Genomic DNA, 26775 nt, shown 5'->3' on the forward strand with positions numbered 1-26775 from the left:
TAAGACGCCTCAGGCGTCGCCATCCGGCAAAAGATCAAAACAGTTCGTGTGTCTCACCGTTATCGATAATGGTGGTGCCCACCTCATGCACCGCCTGCTGCGTTGGCTGAGTGCCTTCGATAAAGTATTCCGCGCGGCTGTTACCGCCGTTTGCCAGTTGCCCGGTGCTTCTGTCGATATTGATCGTCACGATGCCCGGAGGCGGCGTCAACGGCTCTTCAGGAACCCCTTCCAGCACGGCTTTCATGTAAGCATCCCATGCGGGTTGCGCACTTTTCGCGCCACCTTCGTAACCAGAAATCTGGTCTTTGATCGCCCCGGACGCGGTAGTGCGCCCCAGATCGCGACGGTGATCGTCAAAGCCGATCCACACGGAAGTCACCACGCCCGGGCCGTAACCGGAGAACCAGGCATCTTTCGAGCTGTTGGTGGTTCCGGTTTTTCCGCCGATATCATGACGTTGCAGGTCGCGACCCGCGCGCCAGCCGGTGCCCATCCAGCCGGGTTCGCCGAAGATGTTGCTGTTCAGCGCGCTCTTAATCAGGAAGGCCAGCGGCGTGTTGATCACATGTGGAGCATATTCCTGCATTCCGCTTTGCGCCACTAACGCCTGGTTAGCCTGCTCCAGTTTTGGCATCGGCACGGTGGCGTTTTGCTGCTCCTGAGAGATGGCGACATCTTCAACGTTATTGTTTTCCAGCACGTTGGATTTTTGGGTATCACCGTAAATGACCGGGATATCGCAATCCGGGCAGGCGATTTTCGGCTTCGCTTCGAAGATCACGCCGCCCTGGTCGGTCTCTATCTTGCTGATGAAATACGGGTCTACCAGGAAGCCGCCGTTAGACATTACCGCATAACCGCGCGCCACCTGCATCGGGGTGAAGGACGCGGAGCCCAGCGCCAGCGATTCGGTATGCACGATGTTCTGCGCCGGGAAACCGAAGCGTTGCAGATACTCTGCGGCGTAATCCACGCCCATCGCGCGCATCGCCCGCACCATCACCACGTTTTTCGACTGACCCAGACCCTGACGTAAGCGGATTGGCCCGGCATACTGCGGCGGGGAGTTTTTTGGCCGCCAGTCGGAACCGGCGCCAGCATCCCAGCGGGAAATCGGCACGTCGTTCAGCATACTCGCCAGCGTCAGACCTTTATCCATCGCGGCGGTATAGAGGAACGGTTTGATGTTCGACCCGACCTGACGCAGCGCCTGCGTGGCGCGGTTGAATTTACTCTGGTTGAAGTCAAAACCGCCGACCAGCGCCAGAACCGCGCCGTTTTGCGGGTTGATGGAAACCAGCGCCGAGTTCACATCCGGGACTTGCGCCAGCCACCAGGCATCACCCATCTGGCGAACCCAGATTTGTTGGCCTGTCTGTACGGCGTCGGTCACTTTACGCGGCGTCGGGCCCTGTTGGGTATCCGAACGGTAAGGGCGCGCCCAGCGTACGCCTTCCATCCGCAGCGACACGGAGGTGCCATCAGCGAGCATCGCGGTGGCTTCCTGCGGATTCGCGCCAGTAATGACGGCAGGCAGCAACGGCCCGTAGGTTGGCAGGGCTTTCAGCGTGTCGGTGATTTTTTTGTTGTCCCAGGCGGTTTCGCCTACTTTCCACAGCACGTTCGACGGGCCGCGATAGCCGTGGCGCATGTCGTAGTCCAGCACGTTGTTACGCACGGCTTGCTGCGCCGCCTGCTGTACTTTGCGGGTGATTGTGGTGTAGATGCGATACCCGTCTTCATAGGCGCTTTCGCCATAACGGCTGTACATTTCCTGGCGCACCATTTCCGACAGATACGGCGCTGAGAACGCGATTTCCGGCGCATGGTAATTGGCGTCAATCGCTTCGCCGCGCGCCTGATCGTACTGCGCCTGGGTGATGTAGCCTTCGCTCAACATACGAGACAGCACCACGTTACGACGCGCCGTCGCCCGATCCATCGAGTAGAGCGGGTTAAATGTGGAAGGGGCTTTCGGCAGACCGGCAATCACCGCCATTTCGCTCAGGGTGAGCTGATCGACCGTCTTACCGAAATAGACCTGCGCCGCCGCGCCGACGCCGTAGGCACGGTAGCCGAGGTAGATCTTGTTCAGGTAAAGTTCGAGGATCTCATCTTTGCTCAACATCTGCTCAATGCGGATTGCCAGGAACGCTTCCTTAATTTTACGCATCAGCGTGCGTTCCGGGCTCAGGAAGAAGTTTCTCGCCAGCTGCTGGGTGATGGTACTTGCCCCCTGTGAGGCATGGCCTGAGAACAGCGCGACGCTGGCCGCACGGAAGATCCCTACCGGATCGACGCCATGATGCTCGTAAAAGCGGCTGTCTTCCGTAGCGATAAAGGCTTTAACCATTTCCGGCGGCATCTGGTCAAGCGTGACCGGGATACGACGTTTCTCGCCATACTGCGCGATCAGCTCGCCATCCGCGCTGTAAACCTGCATCGGAATCTGCAAACGCACGTCTTTTAAGGTCGCGACGTCAGGTAGTTGCGGCTCGATATAGCGGTAGAGGCCATAAATCGAGCCTGCTCCCAGCAGGATGCAACATACTGCAAGGATCAATAAATACTTTACGAACTTCACTGGAGATTTCCCATTTAGTGTCATTTGGGCAGTTTATAAACAAACGCGCGGTAGTATAAAGGCAAGCCAGACGCATTGATATACCCGTAAGAGCGACCATTGATAAGGAGATCATAAGCAATGGCTTTCAGGTTCTGGCAAATTGGCCTTCATATTCAGCAGCATGAGGCGCTGGCTGTCGCCGTGATTCGCGGCGCGTCAGGCTGGTCTTTACAACGCTGGTGGCGGGTGCCGCTGGCGGAACGTACCTTCGTTGACGGGCATCTCCGAGAGCCTGAACAGCTCGTCGATGCGCTGCTTCCGTGGCGTCGTTCGCTTCCTCACCGGCATCATATTTATCTCTCTTTCCCTGCCAGCCGGACGCTGCAAAAGCATTTTCCGCGCCCGGAAATGGCGCTGCGCGAACGTGAACAAACGGCGTGGCTGACCGGCGCGATGGCGCGTGAGCTGGATATGCCCCCCGACGCCCTGCGCTTTGACTATCGCGAAGATACCCTGACTCCGGCATTTAACGTGACCGCCGCCCAAAGCAAGGAGGTGGCGACCTTATTAACGCTGGCGCAAAAACTGAAAATGCAGGTGACGGCTATTACGCCGGATGCCTGCGCATTACAGCGCTTTATTCCTTATCTGCTGGCGCACCAGCAGTGTCTGGCCTGGCGTGACGAAGAACAGTGGCTGTGGGCGACGCGCTATGCGTGGGGACGAAAACCGCTACAAGAGGCGGCCTGCGCCGACAGTCTTGCCGCGACGTTGTCCATTGCGCCGGAAAGTCTGACGGTGTGCGGCGCGGGCGGCTTCGAACCCTGGTGCGCGGTTGCCATTCGCCAGCCTCCCGTTCCGCCGGAAGGCCATACCTTTGCCATCGCACTGGGATTAGCAATGGGGGCGCCGTGCTGATGAGTCATCCGGTCAACTTTTTGCCCTGGCGCCAGTCCCGGCGGCGCGAATGTCTGCGATTCTGGAGCGTTATGTTCAGCGGTTCACTGCTGCTGGCCATTGCGCTGGCGTGCATCCATGAGGTTACGCTCACGGCGCAAAAACGGGCGGATGCGCAGTGGCCGATCGCAGAGAAAGAGCGCGCGGCCGCGCTGCTGGCGATCCAACCCCGCTTACAGCAGCGGCAGACCGCGTGGCAGCAAGCGTTGCAGCGGCAAACGGAATATGAGCAGACGCGGCGCTGGCAGAGCGTGCTGGAAGGGATGGCGGCGCTGTTGCCCGAGCAGGCGTGGCTAACCCGGTTATCCTGGCAGCAGGGAACGCTGGAACTTGAGGGATACGCGACGACATTTCTCGCGTTAAACACGCTGGAAACCGCGCTACGTCGTCATCCTGATTTCCCGTTAGCCGGGAGTGGGGCAACGCAGCAGGATGCGCAGGGACGCTGGCAATTTCATTACCCGTTAAAAAGGAGCCTCGCAGATGGCCGCGCTTTTTGACCTCTGGTGCGGGTTATTGCCGCGAACCCGCTTCTTCTGCTGGTTAGGCTGGAGCCTGGGGCTGGGATTACTGGCGTGTTTATGCGCGTTTTCTTCGGGTGCGCAGCAACAGGAGCGGCAACGAACGGCGCTGGCGCAACAGCGGGCGGCTATCGACCGGCAGTGGCGAAGCCTGCGCCAGATCGCCGCATCAATGGATATGTCTCGTTTAGCGTCGGCCAGCAAGCGCGTGCCTTTTTCCCCTCTGGATTTTCAGCGCTCTCCGGTACGCCTTCTTCACTGGCAGCCTTCCGCGCAGGGAGGCGAGCTGGCGCTGTCATCCACCTGGGAGGCGGTTCCGCAACTGTTCAGTCGGCTGGCGGAGCGTGGCATGCGCATCAACCGCTTTTCGCTTGTTCCGCAGGAGACGGAACTGCTGTTGACGCTACAGTTGGAGCGGCTGACTGATGACTAAGCGCTGGCTGTTGGTCTGTAGCTGCCTGCTGATGCTGACCGGAATGCGCGACCCCTTCAAACCGCCGGAGGACCGATGCCGGATCGCTGAACTGCCAATGTGGCGTTACCAGGGCGTGGTGAGTCAGGGAGAGCGCCTGACTGGCATTCTCAAAGACAGCCAGCAGAAGTGGCGGCGCGTCGAACAATATCAGGTGCTGGAGAACGGCTGGACGATTTCCCGACTGACGGCAGACAGCATAACGCTTGAGACCGGTAAAGGCTGTGAACCGTCACAGTGGCGGTGGCAACGACAAGGAGAAGTGAATGAAGCGATGGATAGCCGCAGCGTTGATCGCCGTGATGCCCGCCGTACAGGCGGGGAAAGCGCAAAACGTGACGCTGGTGGTGGATGATGTTCCTGTTGTTCAGGTATTGCAGGCGCTTGCCGCGCAGGAGAAGAAGAATCTGGTGGTCTCGCCTGACGTCAGCGGTTCGCTGTCGCTGAGTCTGACGGATGTGCCGTGGAAGCAGGCGGTGCTGACGGTCATAAAAAGCGCCGGGCTGGTGCTGCGTCAGGAGGGGAATATTCTGCATGTTCACTCGGTTCACTGGCAAAACGAAAACGCCGCGCGGCAGGAGGCCGAGCAGGCAAGGCTGCGGGCCAACTTACCGCTGGAGGATCGCAGTATTTCTCTGCAATACGCCGATGCCTCCGAACTGGCAAAAGCGGGAGAAAAACTGCTGAGCGCCAAAGGCAGTATGACGGTAGATAAACGCACCAACCGGTTATTGCTTCGGGATAACAACGCTGCGCTGGCGGCGCTGGAAAAGTGGGCGGCGCAAATGGATCTCCCCGTTGAGCAGGTTGAACTGGCGGCGCATATCGTCACCATAAATGAAAAAAGCTTGCGTGAGCTGGGGGTAAAGTGGACGCTGGCGGACGTGCAACAGGCCGGGTCGCCAGGGCAGGTGACGTCGCTTGCCAGCGATCTTTCCGTCGCGGCCGCCACGTCTCGCGTCGGGTTTAACATCGGGCGCATCAACGGTCGCTTGTTGGATCTTGAGCTTTCCGCCCTGGAGCAGAAGCAGCAACTTGATATTATCGCCAGCCCACGACTGCTGGCTTCGCACCTGCAACCCGCCAGTATTAAGCAGGGGAGCGAAATCCCGTATCAGGTCTCCAGCGGCGAGAGCGGGGCGACGTCCGTGGAGTTTAAAGAAGCGGTGCTGGGGATGGAGGTGACGCCCACCGTTTTGCCGAAGGGACGCATTCGCCTGAAACTTCACATCAGCCAGAACGTTCCCGGTCAGGTGCTACAGCAGGCGGATGGCGAAGTGCTGGCGATCGATAAGCAGGAAATCGACACGCAGGTCGAGGTTAAAAGCGGCGAAACGCTGGCGCTGGGCGGCATCTTTTCGCGCAAGAACAAATCCGCTAAAGATAGCGTCCCGCTGTTAGGCGATATCCCCTGGCTTGGTTCCCTTTTCAGCCATGATGGAAAAGAGAACGAGCGGCGCGAACTGGTGGTGTTCATTACCCCCAGACTGGTTGCGGCAGAATAATTTATGCCTGAAATCGCGCTGTTTTTGCACTGAACACGTTTCAGGGATTTGACGTGGGGGTGTATTTAGCATACAAGGAGTACCGATTTGAGAGTTGGTTCTTCTCGTCGCTATCCGGCGACGCTGCCTCCGGGGTTGTCTACAATATGTCTTGGTAATTTATTCAGTTGCCAAACCCGTTGGAGTATTGAGATAATTTTCAGTCTGACTCTCGCAATATCTTATGAGGTTTCAGTTCATGTCCTGCTGCGCAAGGTGTCTGCGACGCGGGTTTATCATTAACGAATTGTCTTAGTAGTACCGAAAAAATGGCAGAGAAACGCAATATCTTTCTGGTTGGGCCTATGGGTGCCGGAAAAAGCACTATTGGGCGCCAGTTAGCTCAACAACTCAATATGGAATTTTACGATTCTGATCAAGAGATTGAGAAACGAACCGGAGCTGATGTGGGCTGGGTCTTCGATGTAGAAGGTGAAGACGGCTTCCGTGATCGCGAAGAAAAAGTCATCAACGAGTTGACGGAAAAACAGGGTATTGTGCTGGCAACCGGCGGTGGCTCTGTAAAATCACGTGAAACGCGTAACCGTCTCTCCGCGCGTGGCGTCGTGGTGTATCTTGAAACGACAATCGAAAAACAACTTGCGCGTACGCAGCGCGACAAGAAACGCCCGCTGTTGCAGGTAGAAGCTCCGCCTCGTGAAGTTCTGGAAGCGTTGGCCAACGAACGCAATCCTCTGTATGAAGAGATTGCCGACGTGACCATTCGTACCGACGATCAGAGCGCTAAGGTCGTGGCAAACCAGATTATTCATATGCTGGAAAGCAACTGATTCTGGCTTAATACATACTCGGTAAGCGGGTACAAGTAACTAAGGTGGATGTCGCGTCATGGAGAGGATTACAGTTACTCTCGGGGAACGTAGTTACCCTATCACCATCGCGGCTGGTTTGTTTAACGAACCAGCTTCATTCTTACCGCTGAAATCGGGCGATCAGGTTATGTTGGTGACCAACGAAACCCTGGCTCCCCTTTACCTTGATAAGATCCGTAGCGTACTTGAACAGGCGGGGGTTAACGTAGATAGCGTTATCCTGCCCGATGGCGAAAAGTATAAAAGCCTGACGGTACTTGATACGGTTTTCACCGCGTTACTGCAAAAACCGCACGGTCGCGATACCACGCTGGTTGCCCTCGGCGGCGGCGTGATTGGCGACCTTACCGGTTTCGCCGCCGCCAGCTATCAGCGTGGCGTGCGCTTTATCCAGGTCCCGACGACATTGCTGTCGCAGGTCGACTCCTCCGTAGGCGGGAAAACCGCTGTAAACCATCCCCTCGGCAAGAACATGATCGGCGCGTTCTACCAGCCTGCTTCTGTGGTGGTGGATCTCGACTGTCTGAAAACGCTTCCTGCGCGTGAGCTGGCATCGGGTCTGGCGGAAGTGATCAAATACGGCATCATTCTTGACGGTGAATTTTTCACCTGGCTTGAGGACAATCTGGACGCGTTATTACGTCTGGAAGGTCCGGCAATGGCGTACTGTATCCGCCGTTGTTGTGAGCTGAAAGCCGAAGTTGTCGCAGCAGACGAGCGCGAAACGGGCTTACGTGCTTTACTGAATCTGGGACATACCTTTGGTCATGCCATTGAAGCTGAAATGGGTTATGGCAATTGGTTACACGGTGAAGCCGTCGCTGCTGGTATGGTGATGGCGGCGCGCACGTCAGAGCGTCTCGGTCAGTTTAGCGCTGCGGATACGCAACGCATTATTACGCTGCTCCAGCGCGCAGGTCTGCCTGTACACGGGCCGCGTGAGATGTCTGCTCAGGCGTATTTGCCACACATGCTGCGCGATAAGAAAGTCCTGGCGGGCGAGATGCGCTTAGTGCTCCCGCTGGCGATAGGGAAAAGTGAAGTACGCGGCGGAGTGCCGCACGAAATCGTTCTCAGCGCTATTGCTGACTGTCAGCAGGCGTAACAACAAGAAAGGTCGGACTGATACTGCACGGTATTGGTCATTTAAATTCAGGTTAACTGCAACGTCGTAAGCATTAACCTTTGAGTGGGGTGTTAAATGGATGAATTCAAACCAGAAGACGAGCTGAAACCCGATCCCAGCGATCGTCGTACTGGTCGTACTCGTCAATCTTCTGAACGCGATAATGATCCACAGATCAATTTCGATGACGTCGACCTGGATACGGACGATCGTCGTCCAGGGCGTGCGCGAAAGGCGCGTGAGGAAGAGCAGTACAGCGAAGACGATTATGAATCCGATGATGCAGTGGATGAAGAACGCGTAGAGCGTCGTCCCCGCAAACGTAAGAAAGCCGCCAGCAAACCCGCTTCCCGTCAATACATCATGATGGGTGTCGGCGTTCTGGTGTTGCTGCTGTTGATCATCGGTATTGGTTCCGCGCTGAAAGCCCCTTCACCCTCCTCTTCCAGCGATCAAACGGCGTCTGCCGAGAAGAACATCGATCTTTCCGGCAATAACGCGACCGATCAGGCGAGCGCCACGCAGCCTGCGCCAGACGCTGAACAGACCGCCGGAAACACGCAGCAGGATGTTTCTCTGCCGCCGATCGCCTCAACGCCAACGCAGGGTCAGGCGCCTGCCGCGACCGAAGGCCAACAGCGTGTGGAAGTTCAGGGCGATCTGAACAATGCGCTGACTCAGCCGCAGGGCCAGGAACAGGTTAACAATGTGGTGGCGAACTCCACGCTGCCGACGGAACCTGCCACCGTTGCGCCAATCCGCAACGGCAATGCGCCGCGTCAGACGGCGACGACGCAATCGGGCGAGCGTCAGGCCACTACGCGCCCGGAACGTAAGCAGGTTGTGATTGAGCCGAAGAAACCGCAGACCACCGCGAAAGCGACACCAGCGGAACCGAAGCCGACCACGCAGCCGAAACGTAGCGAACCTGCCGCGCCGGTCGCGACGACGAAAGCGCCAGCAACCTCCGCGCCAGCGGCAACGACCGCGCCGAAAGCCACCGCCAGCACTGCGCCTGCACAAACCGCAGCGCCAGCGCAAACCACAGCGGCAGCCGGCAGTGCGGCTGGTACGAAAAGCACAGGTAACGTGGGTTCACTGAAGTCTGCGCCTTCCAGCCATTACACCCTGCAACTCAGCAGTTCTTCTAACTACGACAACCTGAACGGTTGGGCGAAGAAAGAAAACCTGAAAAACTATGTGGTGTATCAGACGACGCGTAACGGTCAGCCGTGGTATGTTCTGGTAACGGGTGTGTATGCGTCTAAAGATGATGCCAAACGTGCGGTGTCTACGTTGCCAGCCGATGTGCAGGCGAAAAACCCGTGGGCAAAACCGTTGCATCAGGTGCAGGCCGATCTGAAGTAATAGTCATGTTAAAGCGCAGGATGCTGTCGGAGCTTTCTCCACAGCCGGAGAAGGTGTAATTAGTTAGTCAGCATGAAAAAGAATCGCGCTTTTCTGAAGTGGGCAGGGGGGAAATACCCCCTGCTTGATGACATCAAACGGCATTTACCGAAAGGTGAATGCTTGGTTGAACCCTTTGTGGGGGCCGGGTCGGTGTTTCTTAACACCGACTTTTCTCGTTATATTCTTGCCGATATTAATAGTGACCTTATCAGCCTCTATAACATCGTGAAGTCGCGTACTGAAGAGTATGTGCGGGCTTCCCGCGAGCTGTTTACGCCTGAGACGAATCAGGCCGAGGTTTACTATCAACTCCGTGAAGAGTTCAATACGAGCCGGGAGCCGTTCCGTCGCGCGGTCCTGTTCTTATACCTGAACCGCTATGGTTACAACGGCCTGTGCCGCTATAACTTGCGTGGGGAGTTTAACGTGCCGTTTGGCCGTTACAAAAAGCCCTACTTCCCGGAAACGGAGTTGTACCATTTTGCCAAAAAAGCGCAGAATGCAGAGTTTCATTGCCTTTCGTATGAAGAGTGTATGGATCGTGCTGATAGCAATTCTGTGGTCTATTGCGATCCGCCTTACGCACCGCTTTCTGCGACGGCGAATTTCACCGCTTATCATACCAATAGCTTCAGCCCAAAAGAGCAGGCGCGCCTGGCGGAGATGGCAGAAAAGCTGGTCAGCAAGCGGATCCCGGTGTTAATTTCGAACCATGACACGCCCGATACCCGCGAGTGGTACAAAGCGGCGAAACATTTTCAGGTCAAAGTGCGTCGCAGTATAAGCAGCAATGGCGGCACACGTAAAAAGGTGGACGAACTGCTGGCTCTGTACCAACCAGGAGTCGTAACGCCTGCGAAAAAATAATTCTCAAGGAGAAGCGGATGAAACAGTATTTGATTGCCCCCTCAATTCTGTCGGCTGATTTTGCCCGCCTGGGTGAGGACACCGCGAAAGTGCTGGCTGCTGGTGCGGATGTCGTGCATTTTGACGTCATGGACAACCACTATGTGCCGAACCTGACCATCGGCCCGATGGTGCTGAAATCCCTGCGCAAATACGGTATTACCGCCCCCATCGACGTGCATTTGATGGTGAAGCCGGTTGACCGCATCGTGCCGGATTTCGCCGCAGCGGGCGCCAGCATCATTACGTTTCATCCCGAAGCCTCTGAGCATGTCGATCGTACCTTGCAGCTGATTAAAGAAAACGGCTGTAAAGCGGGTCTGGTGTTTAACCCGGCCACGCCGCTGAGTTATCTGGATTACGTGATGGATAAGCTGGATGTGATCCTGCTGATGTCCGTCAACCCGGGTTTTGGCGGCCAGTCTTTTATTCCGCACACGCTGGAGAAGCTGCGTGAAGTGCGCCGTCGTATTGATGAGTCAGGTTATGACATTCGCCTGGAAGTGGACGGCGGCGTCAAGGTGAACAACATCGGCGAAATCGCCGCGGCGGGCGCAGACATGTTTGTGGCAGGCTCCGCGATTTTCGACCAACCAGACTACAAAAAAGTCATTGATGAAATGCGCAGTGAACTGGCAAAGGTAAGTCATGGATAAATTGCAGGATATTCGGGGTGTCGCCTTTGACCTCGACGGCACGCTGGTCGACAGCGCGCCGGGATTAGCCGCTGCGGTAGATATGGCGTTATACGCGCTGGAACTGCCTACCGCTGGCGAAGATCGCGTAATTACCTGGATTGGTAACGGCGCAGATGTATTGATGGAGCGTGCGCTCGCTTGGGCTCGCCAGGAACGCGCTACGTTACGTAAAACAATGGGCAAACCGCCTGTTGATGATGAGATCCCCGCCGAGGAGCAGGTGCGTATTTTGCGTAAGCTGTTCGACCGCTACTATGGCGATGTGGCGGAAGAAGGGACGTTCCTGTTCCCGCACGTAGCCGATACGCTGGGCGCGCTGCATGCCAAAGGGCTGCCGCTTGGACTGGTGACCAATAAACCGACGCCGTTTGTGGCGCCGCTGCTTGAAGCGCTGGATATCGCCAAATACTTCAGCGTGGTTATTGGCGGCGACGATGTGCAGAACAAAAAGCCGCATCCCGATCCGCTGCTGCTGGTGGCAAAGCGGATGGGCGTCGCGCCTGAACAGATGCTCTTCGTGGGCGATTCGCGTAACGACATTCAGGCTGCAAAAGCGGCTGGCTGCCCGTCGGTCGGCCTCACGTATGGCTACAACTATGGCGAATCAATCGCTCTTAGCCAGCCGGATGTGATTTACGACACTATTAATGACCTTCTGCCCGCTCTCGGGCTTCCGCATAGCGAAAATCAGGAATCGAAAAATGACTAAGCCCATCGTTTTTAGTGGCGCACAGCCCTCAGGTGAATTGACCATTGGCAACTATATGGGTGCGCTGCGTCAGTGGGTGAACATGCAGGATGACTATCATTGCATTTACTGCATCGTTGACCAGCATGCGATCACCGTGCGTCAGGATGCACAGCAGCTGCGTAAGGCGACGCTGGATACGCTGGCGCTCTACCTGGCGTGTGGTATCGATCCTGAGAAAAGCACCATCTTTGTTCAGTCCCATGTGCCGGAGCACGCGCAGCTGGGCTGGGCGCTGAACTGCTACACCTATTTCGGCGAACTGAGCCGGATGACCCAGTTCAAAGACAAATCCGCGCGCTATGCCGAGAACATCAACGCCGGTCTGTTTGATTACCCGGTTCTGATGGCGGCAGACATTTTGCTGTATCAAACGAATCAGGTGCCGGTGGGTGAAGATCAGAAACAGCATCTGGAATTGAGCCGCGACATCGCGCAGCGTTTTAACGCGCTGTATGGCGATATCTTTAACGTTCCTGAGCCGTTTATTCCAAAATCCGGCGCGCGCGTGATGTCACTGCTGGAACCGACCAAAAAGATGTCCAAGTCGGACGATAACCGTAACAACGTCATCGGCCTTCTGGAAGACCCGAAATCGGTGGTGAAAAAAATCAAACGTGCGGTGACGGATTCCGACGAGCCGCCGGTAGTGCGCTACGACATCCAGAATAAAGCGGGGGTGTCTAACCTGCTGGATATCCTCTCCGCCGTAACCGGCCAGAGCATCCCTGAGCTGGAGCAGCATTTCGAAGGCAAGATGTATGGTCATCTGAAAGGTGAAGTGGCTGAAGCCGTTTCCGGTATGCTGACCGAGTTGCAGGAGCGTTATCATCGCTTCCGCAGCGACGAAGCCTTCTTGCAGAAAGTGATGAAAGAAGGGGCGGAAAAAGCCAGCGCCCGTGCTTCCGAAACGCTGAAAGCGGTCTACGAAGCGATCGGCTTTGTCGCCAAGCCGTAATGCGCACCGCGCCGTAGGCCAGATAAGGCGTTTACGCCGCCACCCGGCGTAAACACGGCGAGGCCTACAGTGATGCGACTCCACACATTAAAAAACCGGGGATTTCCCGGTTTTTTTGTCTCTCTGCGTACCCGTGACGAAAAACTGTGAGGCGTCTCGCCGTTTACGCACATCGTCATTGCGCGATATCTTCATTTTAATGAATATATAAATATTCACTTTACTGAAAATTTATGATGCGTCGAACATTTATCAAAAAAGAGGGGGTCGTGCTGACGACCCTGGCCCGCTACCTGCTTGGTGAGAAATGCGGTAACCGTTTGAAAACGATAGATGAACTGGCTAATGAATGCCACTCATCGGTGGGGTTAACGCAGGCCGCATTAAAAACGCTGGAGTCCTCCGGGGCGATCCGTATTGAGCGTCGTGGGCGCAACGGCAGCTTCCTGGTGGAGATGGATAACAAAACGTTGCTGTCGCATGTGGACATCAGCAACGTTGTTTGCGCGATGCCGCTGCCGTACACCCGTCTGTATGAAGGGCTGGCGAGCGGGCTGAAAGCGCAGTTTGAAGGGATTCCATTTTATTACGCGCACATGCGTGGGGCGGATATCCGGGTTGAGTGCCTGCTGAATGGCGTCTACGACATGGCCGTGGTGTCGCGTCTGGCCGCAGAGAGCTACCTGGCACAAAATGGGTTGCGCATCGCGCTGGAACTGGGGCCACACACCTATGTCGGCGAGCACCAGTTGATCTGCCGTAAAGGCGAATCCGACCGGGTGAAGCGAGTGGGGCTGGATAACCGTTCGGCAGATCAGAAAATCATGACTGAAGCTTGTTTCGGCAAAAGTGATGTGGAGCTGATAGACCTCTCTTATCACGAAAGCCTTCAGCGCATTGTGAAAGGCGATGTGGATGCGGTGATCTGGAATGTGGTGGCGGAAGCGGAGCTGGCATTGCTGGGGTTAGAAGCGACGCCGCTCACCCGCGATCCTCGATTCTTGCAGGCCACCGAAGCCGTGGTGCTGACCCGGTCGGACGATTACCCGATGCAGCAACTGCTGCGCGCCGTGGTGGACAAACAGGCGCTGCTCGCCCATCAGCAACGTGTGGTCAGCGGTGAACAGGAACCCAGTTACTAAGTTAATCAAAGGCATTGTAAATGGAAAACAGACTCAGCCTGCTGTGTGACGCAGGGGTTATCGATGAAGATATTTGCCGCGGCATGTTGCAGGTCGTCAGACGACTGGACGAGGAGTGGAAGCTGCCGGTGCATACCGAGCAGGGAACGATGGCGATAACCCACATGGCCAGCGCGTTAATGCGCAGTCGCCGGGGAGAGGTGATTGACGCGCTGGATCGCGAGCTGCTGGCGGAACTGACGCAATCTCCCCACTGGCCCGCGATTTTGTTGGCGCACCAGGCGCTGCTGGCGGAGTTTACGGTTTCGCTTCATGCCAATGAGGAAGGTTATTTGTTGGCAAATCTATATGGGCTGTGGATGGCGGCGCACGAAGCGTCGTGAGGAACACCGTACATCAACGTACCACACCTTAAATATTCAAAAAAATGAATATTTAATTCAGGGATTAGAAACCGAGGCACAAAGATGTTTATACACGCATTGAAACGCCAGAATCCGGCGCTGATTACCGCCGCGATCCGACTCTGGCAGCAGGGAAGGATCGTCCCGGACAGCTGGGTGATTGATGTTGATCAGGTGCTGGAAAACGGGAAGCGCCTGGTTGATACGGCTCATCAATACGGCATCACGCTGTATCTGATGACAAAACAGCTTGGGCGCAATCCCTGGCTGGCGGAAAAGCTGCTGGCGCTGGGATATGCCGGAATTGTCACGGTGGATTACAAAGAGGCCAGGGTCATGCGTCGCGCCGGATTGCCGGTGGCGCATCAGGGGCATTTAGTGCAGATCCCCTCCCGACAGATTGGCGAAGCGGTGGAGCAAGGGACGGACATTATTACGCTCTTTTCGCTGGAGAAGGCGCGTGAAGTGTCGGCGGCGGCGGTGAAGGCCGGGCGCGTGCAGGCGGTAATGCTGAAGATTTACGGCGAGCAGGATTTTCTTTATCCGGGGCAGGAGAGCGGCTTCCCGCTGGCGCGCCTTGATGACGCGGTGAATGACATTCGCCGTCTGCCGGGGCTCCATATCACGGGGTTAACGCATTTCCCCTGCCTGCTGTGGGATGACGCATCAGGTGAGACCAGGCCGACGCCCAATCTGCATTCCTTGGTCAAGGCGAGGCAGCAACTGGAAGAGCGGGAGATTGCCATTGAGCAGCTTAATGCGCCCTCTGCAACCAGCTGCGCGTCTTTGCCGCTGTTGGCGCGGTATGGCGTCACCCATGCCGAACCGGGCCATGCGCTGACCGGCACCATTCCGTCGAATCAGCAAGGCGATCAGCCTGAACGCATTGCGATGCTCTGGCTGAGTGAAATTTCGCACCATTTTCGTGGCAACAGCTACTGCTATGGCGGCGGCTATTACCGCCGGGGACATGCGCGCAACGCGCTCGTTTTTACGCCGGAAAACGACGTTCCCGCGAAGACGACGCTGGAACCCGTCGATGACAGCAGTATCGACTACTACCTGCCGCTTGCAGGGACGTTTCCGGTGAGCAGCGCCGTGGTGCTCTGTTTTCGTACCCAAATTTTTGTGACGCGCAGTGATGTGGTGCTGGTGTCTGGCATTCAGCGCGGCGCGGCGGAAATCGTCGCCCGTTATGACAGTCTCGGAAACGTACTGGAGGCGTAATGGCTCGTTTTGTGGTGCTGGTGATTGATAGCTTCGGCGTCGGCGCAATGAAGGATGTGGCGGAGGTTCGTCCGCAGGATGTCGGGGCGAATACCTGCGGACATATTCTGCGTCAGCTCCCGCAGCTACATCTGCCGACGCTGGAGAAGCTGGGGCTGATTAACGCGCTGGGCTATGCGCCAGGCGTTATGGCTCCCTCGGCATCAGCAGCGTGGGGGATCGCGGAATTGCAGCATGAAGGAGGGGATACCTTCATGGGGCATCAGGAGATTTTAGGCACGCGTCCGCAGGCGCCGCTGCGTATGCCGTTTAGCGAGGTGATTGATCGCGTTGAGCTGGCGCTGAAGGCGGCGGGCTGGCAGGTGGAGCGACGTGGCGGCGAACTGGCGTTTCTGTGGGTCAATGAATCAGTGGCGATAGGCGATAACCTCGAAGCGGATTTAGGGCAGGTTTACAACATTACCGCCAACCTTTCCGCCATCGCCTTTGACGAGGTGCTGAAGATTGGCCGCATTGTGCGTGAACACGCGCAGGTGGGGCGCGTCATTGCATTCGGCGGCACGCTTCACGACAGCCAGCGGATTCTGGACGCCGCAGAAACGAAAGAGGGGCGTTTTATTGGCATCAATGCGCCGCGATCCGGCGCATATGAGAGCGGTTTTCAGGTTGTTCATATGGGTTATGGCGTGGATGAGCGGGTTCAGGCGCCGCAAAAACTGCATGAGGTTGGCGTGCCGACCGTGCTGATCGGCAAAGTGGCGGATATCGTGGCGAATCCTCACGGACGTAGCTGGCAAAACCTGGTGGACAGCCAGCGCATCATGGATATCACGCGTGATGAATTCAGTGCCGCCCGGCACGCGTTTATCTGCACCAACATCCAGGAAACCGATCTGGCGGGGCACGCCCAGGATGTCGCACGTTATGCGGAACGTTTGCAGGTGGTTGACCGTAATCTTGCGCGGCTGACAAGCGAGATGACACCCGATGATTGTCTGCTGGTGATGGCCGACCACGGCAACGATCCAACGATAGGTCACAGTCACCATACCCGTGAAAGAGTGCCGATTCTGGTCTACCGGCAGGGGCTGAAGCCTGTTCAGTTGGGCCTTCGCGCCACGCTGTCGGATGTGGGCGCGACGGTCTGTGAGTTCTTTGGCGCGCCCGCGCCACAAAATGGCACCTCTTTCTTTTCGTCATTACAGCTCACAGGAGACGCCGTATGAATTTTGATACGTCAGGCTACACCTGGGCCCATGAGCATCTGCACATCGATCTCTCCGGGTTCAAAAATAACCTCGACTGCCGGTTAGATCAGTACGATCTCATTTGTCAGGAGATGAAAGATCTGCGGGCGTTGGGCGTGCGCAACATCATTGAAATGACTAACCGCTATATGGGGCGCAACCCGCAATTCATGCTCGATTTGATGCGGGATAGCGGGATAAACGTGGTGGCCTGTACGGGTTACTACCAGGACGCATTTTTCCCTGAGCATGTCGCGACCCGCAGCGTGGAACAGCTTGCGCAGGAGATGATCGATGAAATTGTCATCGGTATTGATAACACGACGCTGAAAGCCGGAATTATTGCGGAAATCGGCTCCAGTGAAGGGGTGATTACGCCGCTGGAAGAGAAGGTGTTTATCGCCGCTGCGCGCGCCCACAATGAAACCGGACGCCCCATTTCCACCCATACCTCGTTCAGTACGATGGGGCTGGAGCAACTGGCCTTGTTGCAGGCGCAGGGCGTCGATCTCTCCCGCGTGGTGATTGGTCATTGCGATCTGAAAGATAACCTCGACGGCATTTTGCAGATGATCGATCTCGGCGCGTACGTGCAGTTCGACACCATCGGCAAAAACAACTACTACCCGGATGAAAAGCGCATCGACATGCTGAATGCGCTGCGCCAGCGCGGTTTGCTCAACCGCGTGATGCTTTCGATGGATATTACCCGCCGCTCCCATCTAAAAGCCAATGGCGGCAATGGCTACGACTACCTGTTAACCACCTTTATCCCACAGCTGCGCCAGTCAGGATTCAGTCAGGCCGATGTGGACACGATGTTGCGTGATAACCCCTCACAATTTTTCCAATAAGGACAGAAAGATGAAAAAGATTGGTGTTGCTGGCTTACAGCGTGAGCAGATTAAAAAAACCATCGAGACCGTGGCGCCCGGCTGCTTTGACGTGTCCATTCACAACGATATGGACGCGGCGATGAAAGTAAAGTCCGGGCAACTGGATTATTACATCGGCGCGTGTAATACCGGCGCTGGCGCGGCGTTGTCGATAGCGATTGCGGTGATTGGCTACAACAAAAGCTGCACCATCGCTAAGCCGGGTATTAAAGCGAAAGACGAGCATATCGCAAAGATGGTCGCGGAAGGGAAAGTGGCGTTTGGCCTCTCTGTCGAACATGTTGAGCATGCGATTCCCATGCTGGTTAACCACTTGAAATAAAAGGCATGCTTATGGAGCTGTATATTCAGATTCTGGTGGTGGCCTGCCTGACGGGGATGACGTCGCTACTGGCGCATCGCTCAGCCGCCGTTTTCCATGACGGGATTCGCCCGATCTTACCGCAACTGATCGAAGGCTATATGAACCGCCGGGAGGCGGGGAGTATCGCGTTTGGTTTGAGTATCGGTTTTGTGGCGTCGGTGGGGATCTCATTTACCCTCAAAACGGGGCTGCTTAACGCCTGGCTGCTGTTTTTACCTACCGATATTCTTGGCGTACTGGCGATCAATAGCCTGTTGGCGTTTGGGCTTGGCGCCGCCTGGGGTGTGCTGATTCTGACCTGTCTGCTGCCGGTGAACCATCTGCTTACCGCCTTGCCGGTTGACGTGCTGGGGAGCCTTGGCGAGCTGAGTTCCCCGGTTGTCGCCGGTTTTGCGCTGTTCCCGCTGGTGGCGATTTTTTATCAATTCGGCTGGAAACACAGTCTTATCGCTGCGGTTGTGGTGCTGATGGCGCGTGTCCTGGTGGTGCGCTACTTCCCGCATCTGAACCCGGAATCGATTGAGATTTTTATCGGCATGGTGATGCTGTTGGCGATTGCGATTACGCACGACCTGCGCCACCGTGGCGATGAGGAGATGGATACCAGTGGGTTATCCGTCTTTGAGGAGCGCACCTCCCGCATTATTAAAAACTTACCGTATATCGCGATCGTCGGTGCGTTGATTGCGGCGGTCGCCAGTATGAATATTTTTGCCGGCAGCGAGGTGTCGATCTTTACCCTTGAGAAAGCCTATTCTGCTGGCGTTACGCCTGAAGAGTCGCAGACTTTGCTTCATCAGGCGGCGCTGGCGGAGTTCATGCGCGGGCTTGGCTTTGTGCCGATGATCGCCACAACGGCGCTGGCGACGGGCGTGTATGCGGTGGCCGGTTTTACCTTTGTGTATTCCGTGGGCTATCTGGCGCCGAATCCGTGGATTGCCGCCATCCTGGGGGCGGTTGTGATTTCTGCGGAAGTGCTGCTGTTGCGCTCAATTGGGAAGTGGCTTGGACGCTACCCGTCGGTGCGCAATGCGTCGGACAATATCCGTAACGCGATGAATATGCTGATGGAAACCGCGCTACTGATCGGCTCTATTTTTGCGGCGATCAAGATGGCGGGTTATACCGGCTTCTCGATTGCGATTGCTATCTACTTCCTCAACGAGTCGCTGGGGCGCCCGGTGCAGAAGATGGCCGCGCCGGTCGTGGCCGTGATGATTACCGGTATCTTGTTGAATATTCTCTACTGGTTCGGTCTGTTTATTCCGGCCTGAGGAGGCGTCTAAATGAAAACCTTCCCCCTGCAAAGCCTGACGCTCGCCGAGGCGCAGCAGAAGCAGTTTGCGCTGGTGGACACGGTGTGTCGTTATTTCCCAGGCGCGGATTTTTTAAAGGGTGGCGATCTGGGGTTAAGTCCGGGGCTTAACCAGCCGGGAACCACCCGGCAAGTGGAAAAAGTGCTGGCGGAGGCGTTTCATGCTGAGGACGCGGTGCTGGTGCAGGGCGCGGGAACCGGCGCGATTCGGGCCGGGCTGGCCGCGCTGCTGAAACCGGGGCAACGCCTTCTGGTGCATGATGCGCCGGTTTATCCCACAACGCAGGGGATCGTCGAGCAGATGGGGATTGTGCTTGTCAGAGCGGATTTCAACGATCTGGCGACGATAACGCAGGTTATCGCAGAGCATCGGCTCCATGCGGCGCTGGTGCAACATACGCGTCAGCAACCGCAGGATTGCTATTCTCTGGCCGGGGTGCTGGCGGAGCTTGCGCGATGCGGCGTCCCCACGCTGACCGACGATAATTATGCGGTGATGAAAGTGGCGCGTATTGGTTGTGAATGTGGGGCCACGCTGTCCACGTTTTCCTGTTTTAAACTCTTCGGGCCTGAAGGCACCGGCGCGGTGGTGGGGGAGGCGGAAGCCATCGCCAGAATACGTGCGACGATGTATTCCGGCGGCAGCCAGATTCAGGGCGCGCAGGCGCTGGCGGTGCTTCGTGGTCTGGTTTTCGCGCCAGTGATGCACGCTGTGCAGGCAGGGGTGACGGAACGTTTACTCGCCTTGTTAAACAGTGGAACCGTGCCGGAAGTGAAGCAGGCGGTGATTGCGAATGCGCAATCGAAAGTGTTGATTGTGGAGTTCCACCAGCCCGTTGCCGAAAAGGTGCTGGAGGAGGCGCAAAAGCGCGGGGCGTTGCCTTACCCGGTAGGCGCGGAGTCCAAGTATGAAATCCCGCCATTGTTTTATCGCCTTTCCGGTACGTTTCGTGCGGCCCGTCCGGGTCTGGCGCGTTATGCGATTCGTATTAATCCCAACCGCAGCGGCGAAGAAACGGTGTTACGTATTTTGCGGGAAAGCCTGTGTGCCTGATGGCACAGCACCGTAGGCCGGATAAGGCGCTTGCGCCGCCATCCGGCATGTATGCGCGCACGGAAGCCTGATGGCGCTACGCTTATCAGGCCTACAATGATACACATGAAAAAACCGGGGAATCCCCGGTTTTTTTGTATCGTGCGACAACGGTTTCGATTATTGATCCGCGGCCGGGCCGCAACCACCAATAATTTTTGAAATAGAAATTGCCGGGTGAAGTAAATAATCGTAACTGCAATCATTCTTTTTGTTTTCGATATGACCCGTACACGCGGTGAGCGTAGCCAGCATCCCTGCCACAATGGCAATCTTTGCAATTTTAAACATGACAAAATCCTTGTAAATAAAACAATTTTAATTGTATGAGATAAATGGAAAAATCCATTTTGCGGACGTTACCATATCAATTAATAAGGGAGCGAGGTAGTCCAGATAAGGACTTCTTATTCTGCGGGTAATATGCTTTGCGTAGATTCAGCATAATAAAAAACGGCCTGGAGAGGATGTATATTCTCCAGGCCGTGGCGTTTATTTAATTAACGGAATGTTTTCTTAAAGTTCAGCATAAAGCCTTTATCGCTGATGCCATCCTCTTTCCACTGATAAGCGTCAAGATGCAGGCTGCTGTCTTGGGCGCTGTACTTCACGCCCATCGTTGCCAGACCGTTCAGACCGCCGCCTTTCTGGCCGTCGTCAACGCTAAAGCGCTGGTCGCTTGCACCCGCCAGCGTGGCGCTACGCTGGCTTTTCGTGTAGCTCAGGTTCGGGCCGCCTTCCAGAGTGGCGCTTGCGCTCCAGCCGTTTTCCCCGGCGTAGTCCATTTTCAGGCCAAGCACGGAATCTACGGCCGTTTCGCTGCCGCTGTTCATCGACAGGTTGAAGTCCCCGGCGCTGCGCTCTTTGTAACCTTCTTCCAGTGTATGACGCAGCTTAACGCCCGCATACGGCGTGATTTTCAGCGCATCGTCCATCAGGTTAAAGGTTTTTGCCCCTTCGCTGCGGAATTCCATGTACTGCTGACGGGCGTCGGAATCCGCCACTTTATTGACGTCGCCATAGGCGACAGAGCGGCTGCTGTCGAGGTTATGCACGTCATAACGCAGGCTGTTGTTCCAGGCCAGACCCTCATTAAAGGTCATGCTGTGTTTCAGGCCGAAGAACTGGCTGTAGCCGCCGGTCACGCCGTTGTCGCCCGCTTTCTGCGAACCGTCGCCGTCCAGACGGGCAATACCGTATTCCAGCGTCAGGTTCTGGCTGGCGGTCAGATCCAGCGTCTGGCGCAGCGCCAGCATGTCGTACTGGGTGTCGTTACCCAGTTCGGCACGCGGATCGCCTTTCGCCATCACGTTGAACGCCAGACCGTCTTTCACCTGCGGCGCGGCGTCCGCCAGCATCGTAAAGCGATTGCTGAGTACGCGGGCTTCGCGAAAGACGGTGTTCGCCTGGCTGCCGCTGACCTGCTTCAGGGCGTTGTTCAGCTCTGCGGTCGTGCCAACGTTCAGGCTGTTGTACAGCTCATTGTTGGTATACCCGGCGTCCAGCGCCTGTGCGACGTCGTTGACGGAACTCTCCGTCGCCACATCCGCATAGGCGTTTTTGGTCATGGTGATGTCAACGTTGCCGTCGCCGTCGGTGCTGCCCTGGGCGTTCCACACCACGCTGGTGGAGGTGATATTGTCCGCGCCCTGGATATTACTGCCGGTAAAGGCGTTATCGACCACGACGGTGGTCTCTGCCGTACCTGCGGTAAAGCCGGTATTCACCTTCACGTCGTCGCCAATCATCAGGTTATTCGCTTTCAGCGTACCGGAACTGCCGTCGGCATTGGTGCCCACAATGTAGTTGCTTAACATCTGCGGCGCGTTCGGATCGGCCGGAGGCGCTGGAATATCACCCTGCGTCGGCGCGACAATCGCATCCGGGATCACGATATCCGCCGTACCGTTGTGATCGTCCTGCGTACCCGTAGTGCCAGGGGCGTAGATGCCGCAGCCGGTGTCGCACAGCAGATTCACTTCGCCATTATTGATGATGGTTTTGCTCTGGCCGCCAAACGCGTAAGAGTCATTCGCGTACACGTTGATCACGCCATCGGCGGTGTTGTTGATGGTGGTGGCGTTGCCGTTGCCTTTGATGCCGATAAGTCCGGTGCCGTTGGTTCCGTCTATTTGCCCCTGTTCGGTGCCGACGTTGATGGTGCCGCTGTTGACCAGGTCGATGATATAACTGCTGGTGCCGCCGCTGATCGCCACGGCATTGTCGCCCTGGACGTTAATGGTCCCTTCGTTGCCAAAGCTATAGCCACGGCTGAGGTTGATCAGGGGGGCGTCCGGGTTAATACCATTAATCACGCCGGTTTCCGTGTTCCAGATCCACATCGGGGAGTTGCTGGCATTCGCGGTGGTGATGGCGCTGTAACCGTTGGTGGCGGTAATGGTGCCGCTGTTCACCTGAGCGATGGAACTGCTGGTACGCGTCATGTTGATGATGGTGTTTTCGCCGCCTTCTACCGCGCTGCCGCTGTTGGTAAGCGTTGCGCCTTCCTGGTTATAAAACGCAAAGCTGCCGTTGATGAGCGATTTGCCATCTTCCGCCACCGTCATATTGCCGGTATTGACGACTTCCTGGGCGTAAGAGGTTCCTGCAATTGAGCCGGTAAAGCTGCCCTCGTTGAACAGGGTGATATCGCCATTAAGCGTCAGGAGGTCAGTGGTCAGGCTGCCGTCTGCGCGGTTGAACAGGCTGTGATACGTGGTGATCGTATCGGCATGCATCGTCCCGTGGTTTTCCATATTGCCAGCGTTATTAATCGCCATATCGCCGTTGACGGTCAGCGTGGCGCCTGCTTCGTTGTACAGCCAGCCGCTAACATCGAGATCGCCGTTCAGCGTTTCATTGCCGTAATTCGCCAGCGCTCCGGTGGTGAAAAAGCCCGCTTCTGACGTTTGGCTATCGCTGTCGCCGCTGCCGGGCAGCGACCGTATCCAGATTTTGTCGGTTGGTATGGAACCCATATGTGGGTCGTTTTCGTCCATCGGGCTGCCGTTCAGGTTGATGGCGCCGTTATTGATGATGTAGCTGTTGCTGTCGCTAAGGAACGCCTGACCGTAGTCGGCATCAATATTGATGGTGCCGGTGGTGTCGTTCACGACGGTGCCGCCGTTTAATGCGGCCATCCCCACCAGTTGGTTTTCCTCGCCGGTCACACCTTCATCAGCGGTCAGCGTAATAGTACCCTGGTTAACGGCCGTGCCGCCGCTGAGCGCCATCATACCGAACCCGGCGTTGTTGACGGTGATGGTGCCGGTGTTGATGGCCGTGGCGTCACCGTAGCCGATGTCTGAGGAACCGGCAACCATTGCCGAGCTGGTCAAATAGAGATATGTCGGCTGCCAGTAGTCTGTGCTGATGATATTGTTTTCATCGTCCAGCGTCGGGATAAAACCGTCCAGATAAATATCGCCTTCGTTTAACGCCGTCCCTACACTGGCACTGACGCCATATGCTCCCGCGCCCTGTAAATGGACGGTCGCTCCTTTATCATTAACGACGCTGCCGCCCTGGGTCGCCAGCATGGCGTAAAGCGTGTGGGTATACCATCTTTCCGGGTAGATATTGATACCGTTAATGAACTCTGGCGTTTGGTTAGAAAAGAGGGTGATATCGGCCCCTGCTTTGTTGTGTACGACCGTATCTTCGCCATTTGCACGGGTGATGGCAGAACGGTCATCTCCCGTATCGCCACTGCTTCCGTAGATGAGAATATTGCCACTGTTGCTTGCTTCCGCTCCCTTATCGGCAAGGAGAACGTTGACTGTTCCGTGGGTGGTAATATCGCCCTGATTTTCAATTGTCGAGCCCTGGCCATGAGCTGACAGCAGGGCATTACTTCCGGTGGAGTAATTTAAGTTCAGATAGTCGGCGTTCACTTCAATCGTGGCGTCATCGGTAATGAGCAGAGAGCCGCCATTATTAACGTTTGCCAGCGTGGCCTGGCCACCTGTGATAGTGGTCATATCCACGGTAGATTTACCGCTTAGCGTTAACGTGTTGTCACCATCAATATTGATACCGATAGCTTCAGAGCCAATAGACGCTTCGTTTTGGGAAAAGTCGATGTTTATACCACCGGCGACATTCACGGCGTTACCGCTGCCGCTGATATTGAGGCCGGTAACGCTCGCATACCCAGAGCTGACATCAGAACTGTCAAGATGGATATTCATCGCGCCATCCAGATTGACCGTATTTTGATTGCCGTTGACGGTAATGCCTTGTAACTGCTCATCGCTTTTAATTTGAGCGTCTTGCGCGTAACCAGCCTCGATGTTCACATTACCCAGAATGGTTGTCGTATTTGTGTCGCCAGAGACGTTAAGACCGGTTGCCCCACGAAATACGCCGCTGCTGTCCTGAGCCGCAGTCACGTTAATATCGCCCGTCAGACTGACCTGCGATTCAGTACCGCTGATCAGCGTTCCCGTACCGTTAAGGCTGGTGTTGATATTACCTTTGTTGTTGAAGGTGTTTTGTGTACCGGCAACAACGAAGCCCACTGAGCCGTCGTTACGCACGGTGGTGGTGCCGCTGTTTATGAGTTCGCTTTCTTCGCCGTTGATGGTCAGGCCCGTCGCGCCATTCATAACCAGCAGGTCGCCATTCTGCGTCATGTCAGCGTTATTGCCCGTAATGGTGGCGATCGTTGAGCCAGCGCCGTCGACGGCCATATTACCGGTATTGAGTACGCGGGCGTTGTCGCCATCAATGCGCACGCCCGTCGCGCCATCGGCGATGAGCTGATTACCTTCATTAATCACCAGCGCATTATCACCCTCAATGTACAACCCCGTAGAGCCGGCACCGCGGGTTGTCGAATGGCCTTTGTTATCGACGATAGCATCGTCACCGGTGATTTTGGCCCCGGTGCCGCCGTCAGAAACGTTTAATTCCCCTTCGTTGATGAGGCGAATGTTATTGCCGTTAATGATGGAACCGGTAGAACCTGCGCCGCTAATGCTGGAAGTCCCCGCATTATCAATGAGGGTGTTATCACCATCGATAACGATGCCCGTACCGCCGCCGCTGATGGTGATATCGCCGGAGAGCGAGGTTGAGGTGCCATTGCCGGAAATTAACGCCCCGGTAGCGCCATCTACCGTACTTTTGCCTGAGATAGCGTTAGTGGTGCCGTCGCCGCTAATAACCAGGCCAACTGCGCCATTGGTCACGGTGGAATCCCCGTTCAGCGTATTACGGGTGTTATCGCCCGAGATAATGACGCCGGTACGATTTTTCCCGCCGATATCCAGTTCGCGATCGGTGGTGTGCGTCTTGCCGTCTCCGGTGACAACCTGAGTATTGTTATCCGCGAGGATCAGATAGCCCCGACTGTCGTACTTCCAGTAAAAGCCGTTGGCCTGAGCGCCTTCAATCACGGCCGCGTTGCTGTCGGTAACGTTCCAGCCGGAAATCGCCAGCGTTTTGCCGTCCTGGGTGGTTAACTGCCACTGCGCGTCTTGTTCGGAATAACTGAGCGTGGCTTCGCCGAGGTGCTCGCCGTTATCCAGTTTGATGTCGTCGAAGTGCAGGGTGTCTGTGCCTTTATCCAGCGTCACCTGATTGCTGAAGGTCGTCACAGATGTGTCGTCAGGCGGTACTGGCGTATCACCGCCATCATCGGGCGGTGTGACGTCGCCGTCATCATCGGGAGGCGTTGGGGTGACATCTCCGCCGTCATCCGGCGGCGTTGGGGTAACGTCGCCCCCGTCGTCTGGCGGGACTGGCGTTGTTGAATGGTGGTGAGAATCGCCGTCGCTGTGATTGCCAATGGCGATGCCCGCCGCCAGAGCCGCTACGCCGCTGGCGACCCATGCCCAATGGTTATCCTGCCCGGCTTCTGCCGTCAGACATTTCGCTGGTAACTTATTGCGTTCCGCCTGAGATAACGACGAAATATTTACCGGACATTCTTTCTCATCTTCTGTATTCTCTGCCGCTATCGCCGGGCAGTAATATGTTTGCAGTGCAATCGCAATACCCACTGCAAGGAGTTTTTTCCTTTGCATAAACATAGTTGCCATCCTGTAAATAAAATAAGAAATATAAGGCGGCCCTGACAGACAACCTTTATTTGCAAAATTAATGAATGGCGCTATTTTGCCACTGACTACCCAGGGGGCGTCAATCCAGCCTTTATTCTGTCGATATTTGTGCGGTGAATTTATTTGGCGAATAAAAAAGAGATAATGGCTGTTTTGTGCGGTATTTTATGGCGTTATTCTTTTTTATATTTACGCAATGAATGGATTTAGCTTATTTAAAGTGTAATGTAAGAATGAATGATCGTTAAAGTGTTAAAAAAAAGATGCCCTGATATAGGGC

Annotated in this window: 23 protein-coding genes; 20 read left to right on the plus strand and 3 right to left on the minus strand. The window is 55.9% G+C overall.

The window, feature by feature from the left end:
• Positions 1–34 precede the first annotated feature (34 nt).
• A complete protein-coding gene (gene mrcA, locus FD428_RS01620) occupies positions 35–2587 on the minus strand; it encodes a peptidoglycan glycosyltransferase/peptidoglycan DD-transpeptidase MrcA (protein WP_047460696.1) in 2553 nt (850 codons plus the stop codon).
• A gap of 120 nt (positions 2588–2707) precedes the next feature.
• On the opposite strand from mrcA, the gene FD428_RS01625 reads away from it, so the two are divergent.
• The 20 genes from FD428_RS01625 to FD428_RS01720 all read left to right on the plus strand — a co-directional run bounded on the left by FD428_RS01625 (position 2708) and on the right by FD428_RS01720 (position 20391).
• The gene (locus FD428_RS01625; RefSeq protein ID WP_114848059.1) at positions 2708–3487 is read left to right on the plus strand and encodes a DNA utilization protein HofM; all 780 of its coding nucleotides are present in this window, start codon (positions 2708–2710) and stop codon (positions 3485–3487) included.
• Positions 3487–4026 (plus strand): PilN domain-containing protein, encoded by a 540-nt coding sequence (locus tag FD428_RS01630; RefSeq protein ID WP_150333871.1) that lies wholly within the window; start codon positions 3487–3489, stop codon positions 4024–4026. Before FD428_RS01625 ends, FD428_RS01630 begins: the two co-directional genes overlap by 1 nt.
• Entirely contained in the window at positions 4010–4480 is a 471-nt protein-coding gene (locus tag FD428_RS01635; RefSeq protein WP_114848057.1) for a hypothetical protein, read from the plus strand. The genes FD428_RS01630 and FD428_RS01635 overlap by 17 nt, the downstream gene beginning before the upstream one ends.
• Positions 4473–4874: a DUF2531 family protein gene (locus tag FD428_RS01640; RefSeq protein ID WP_012135501.1), complete on the plus strand. Its 402-nt coding sequence runs from the start codon at positions 4473–4475 to the stop codon at positions 4872–4874. The genes FD428_RS01635 and FD428_RS01640 overlap by 8 nt, the downstream gene beginning before the upstream one ends.
• A complete protein-coding gene (gene hofQ / locus FD428_RS01645; RefSeq protein ID WP_114848056.1) occupies positions 4786–6024 on the plus strand; it encodes a DNA uptake porin HofQ in 1239 nt (412 codons plus the stop codon). The genes FD428_RS01640 and hofQ overlap by 89 nt, the downstream gene beginning before the upstream one ends.
• 308 nt (positions 6025–6332) lie before the next feature.
• Complete coding sequence (gene aroK / locus FD428_RS01650; RefSeq protein ID WP_012135498.1) at positions 6333–6854, plus strand: shikimate kinase AroK; 522 nt, start codon at positions 6333–6335, stop codon at positions 6852–6854.
• A 58-nt stretch (positions 6855–6912) separates the two neighbouring features.
• Complete coding sequence (gene aroB, locus FD428_RS01655; RefSeq protein ID WP_047460717.1) at positions 6913–8001, plus strand: 3-dehydroquinate synthase; 1089 nt, start codon at positions 6913–6915, stop codon at positions 7999–8001.
• A gap of 96 nt (positions 8002–8097) precedes the next feature.
• Positions 8098–9390 (plus strand): cell division protein DamX, encoded by a 1293-nt coding sequence (damX, locus tag FD428_RS01660; protein WP_047460719.1) that lies wholly within the window; start codon positions 8098–8100, stop codon positions 9388–9390.
• A 72-nt stretch (positions 9391–9462) separates the two neighbouring features.
• Positions 9463–10299 carry an adenine-specific DNA-methyltransferase gene (gene dam, locus FD428_RS01665; protein ID WP_012135494.1) on the plus strand — a complete coding sequence of 279 codons (837 nt, stop codon included), beginning with the start codon at positions 9463–9465 and terminating at the stop codon, positions 10297–10299.
• Between the two features lie 17 nt (positions 10300–10316).
• On the plus strand, positions 10317–10994 hold the full coding sequence (gene rpe / locus FD428_RS01670; protein WP_012135493.1) for a ribulose-phosphate 3-epimerase: 678 nt from the start codon (positions 10317–10319) through the stop codon (positions 10992–10994).
• Positions 10987–11745, plus strand: coding sequence for a phosphoglycolate phosphatase (gene gph, locus FD428_RS01675; RefSeq protein WP_012135492.1), 759 nt, complete (start codon positions 10987–10989; stop codon positions 11743–11745). Before rpe ends, gph begins: the two co-directional genes overlap by 8 nt.
• Entirely contained in the window at positions 11738–12742 is a 1005-nt protein-coding gene (gene trpS, locus FD428_RS01680) for a tryptophan--tRNA ligase (RefSeq protein WP_012135491.1), read from the plus strand. Before gph ends, trpS begins: the two co-directional genes overlap by 8 nt.
• A 236-nt stretch (positions 12743–12978) precedes the next feature.
• A complete protein-coding gene (gene yhfZ, locus FD428_RS01685) occupies positions 12979–13884 on the plus strand; it encodes a GntR family transcriptional regulator YhfZ (RefSeq protein ID WP_024131011.1) in 906 nt (301 codons plus the stop codon).
• A gap of 20 nt (positions 13885–13904) precedes the next feature.
• Positions 13905–14267: a hypothetical protein gene (locus FD428_RS01690; RefSeq protein WP_049011738.1), complete on the plus strand. Its 363-nt coding sequence runs from the start codon at positions 13905–13907 to the stop codon at positions 14265–14267.
• Positions 14268–14351: 84 nt separating this feature from the next.
• A complete protein-coding gene (locus tag FD428_RS01695; protein WP_114848055.1) occupies positions 14352–15515 on the plus strand; it encodes a YhfX family PLP-dependent enzyme in 1164 nt (387 codons plus the stop codon).
• On the plus strand, positions 15515–16741 hold the full coding sequence (locus FD428_RS01700) for a phosphopentomutase (protein ID WP_114848054.1): 1227 nt from the start codon (positions 15515–15517) through the stop codon (positions 16739–16741). Before FD428_RS01695 ends, FD428_RS01700 begins: the two co-directional genes overlap by 1 nt.
• Positions 16738–17616, plus strand: coding sequence for a phosphotriesterase-related protein (locus FD428_RS01705; protein ID WP_012135485.1), 879 nt, complete (start codon positions 16738–16740; stop codon positions 17614–17616). Before FD428_RS01700 ends, FD428_RS01705 begins: the two co-directional genes overlap by 4 nt.
• Positions 17617–17626: 10 nt before the next feature.
• Complete coding sequence (locus FD428_RS01710) at positions 17627–17980, plus strand: DUF2620 domain-containing protein (protein ID WP_047460736.1); 354 nt, start codon at positions 17627–17629, stop codon at positions 17978–17980.
• A gap of 11 nt (positions 17981–17991) precedes the next feature.
• Positions 17992–19296, plus strand: a complete 1305-nt coding sequence (locus FD428_RS01715; protein WP_024131010.1) for a YhfT family protein — start codon at positions 17992–17994, stop codon at positions 19294–19296.
• Between the two features lie 12 nt (positions 19297–19308).
• A complete protein-coding gene (locus FD428_RS01720) occupies positions 19309–20391 on the plus strand; it encodes a PLP-dependent transferase (RefSeq protein WP_114848053.1) in 1083 nt (360 codons plus the stop codon).
• Between the two features lie 159 nt (positions 20392–20550).
• Here the strand turns inward: FD428_RS01720 and FD428_RS01725 are convergent, their stop codons facing one another.
• Entirely contained in the window at positions 20551–20721 is a 171-nt protein-coding gene (locus FD428_RS01725) for a YhfL family protein (protein ID WP_112001458.1), read from the minus strand.
• A gap of 209 nt (positions 20722–20930) precedes the next feature.
• Positions 20931–26459 (minus strand): autotransporter outer membrane beta-barrel domain-containing protein, encoded by a 5529-nt coding sequence (locus tag FD428_RS01730; protein ID WP_114848151.1) that lies wholly within the window; start codon positions 26457–26459, stop codon positions 20931–20933.
• Positions 26460–26775: the final 316 nt, after the last annotated feature.

This window comes from Citrobacter sp. TBCP-5362 (assembly GCF_005406305.1).
Lineage (GTDB): Bacteria > Pseudomonadota > Gammaproteobacteria > Enterobacterales > Enterobacteriaceae > Citrobacter_B > Citrobacter_B koseri.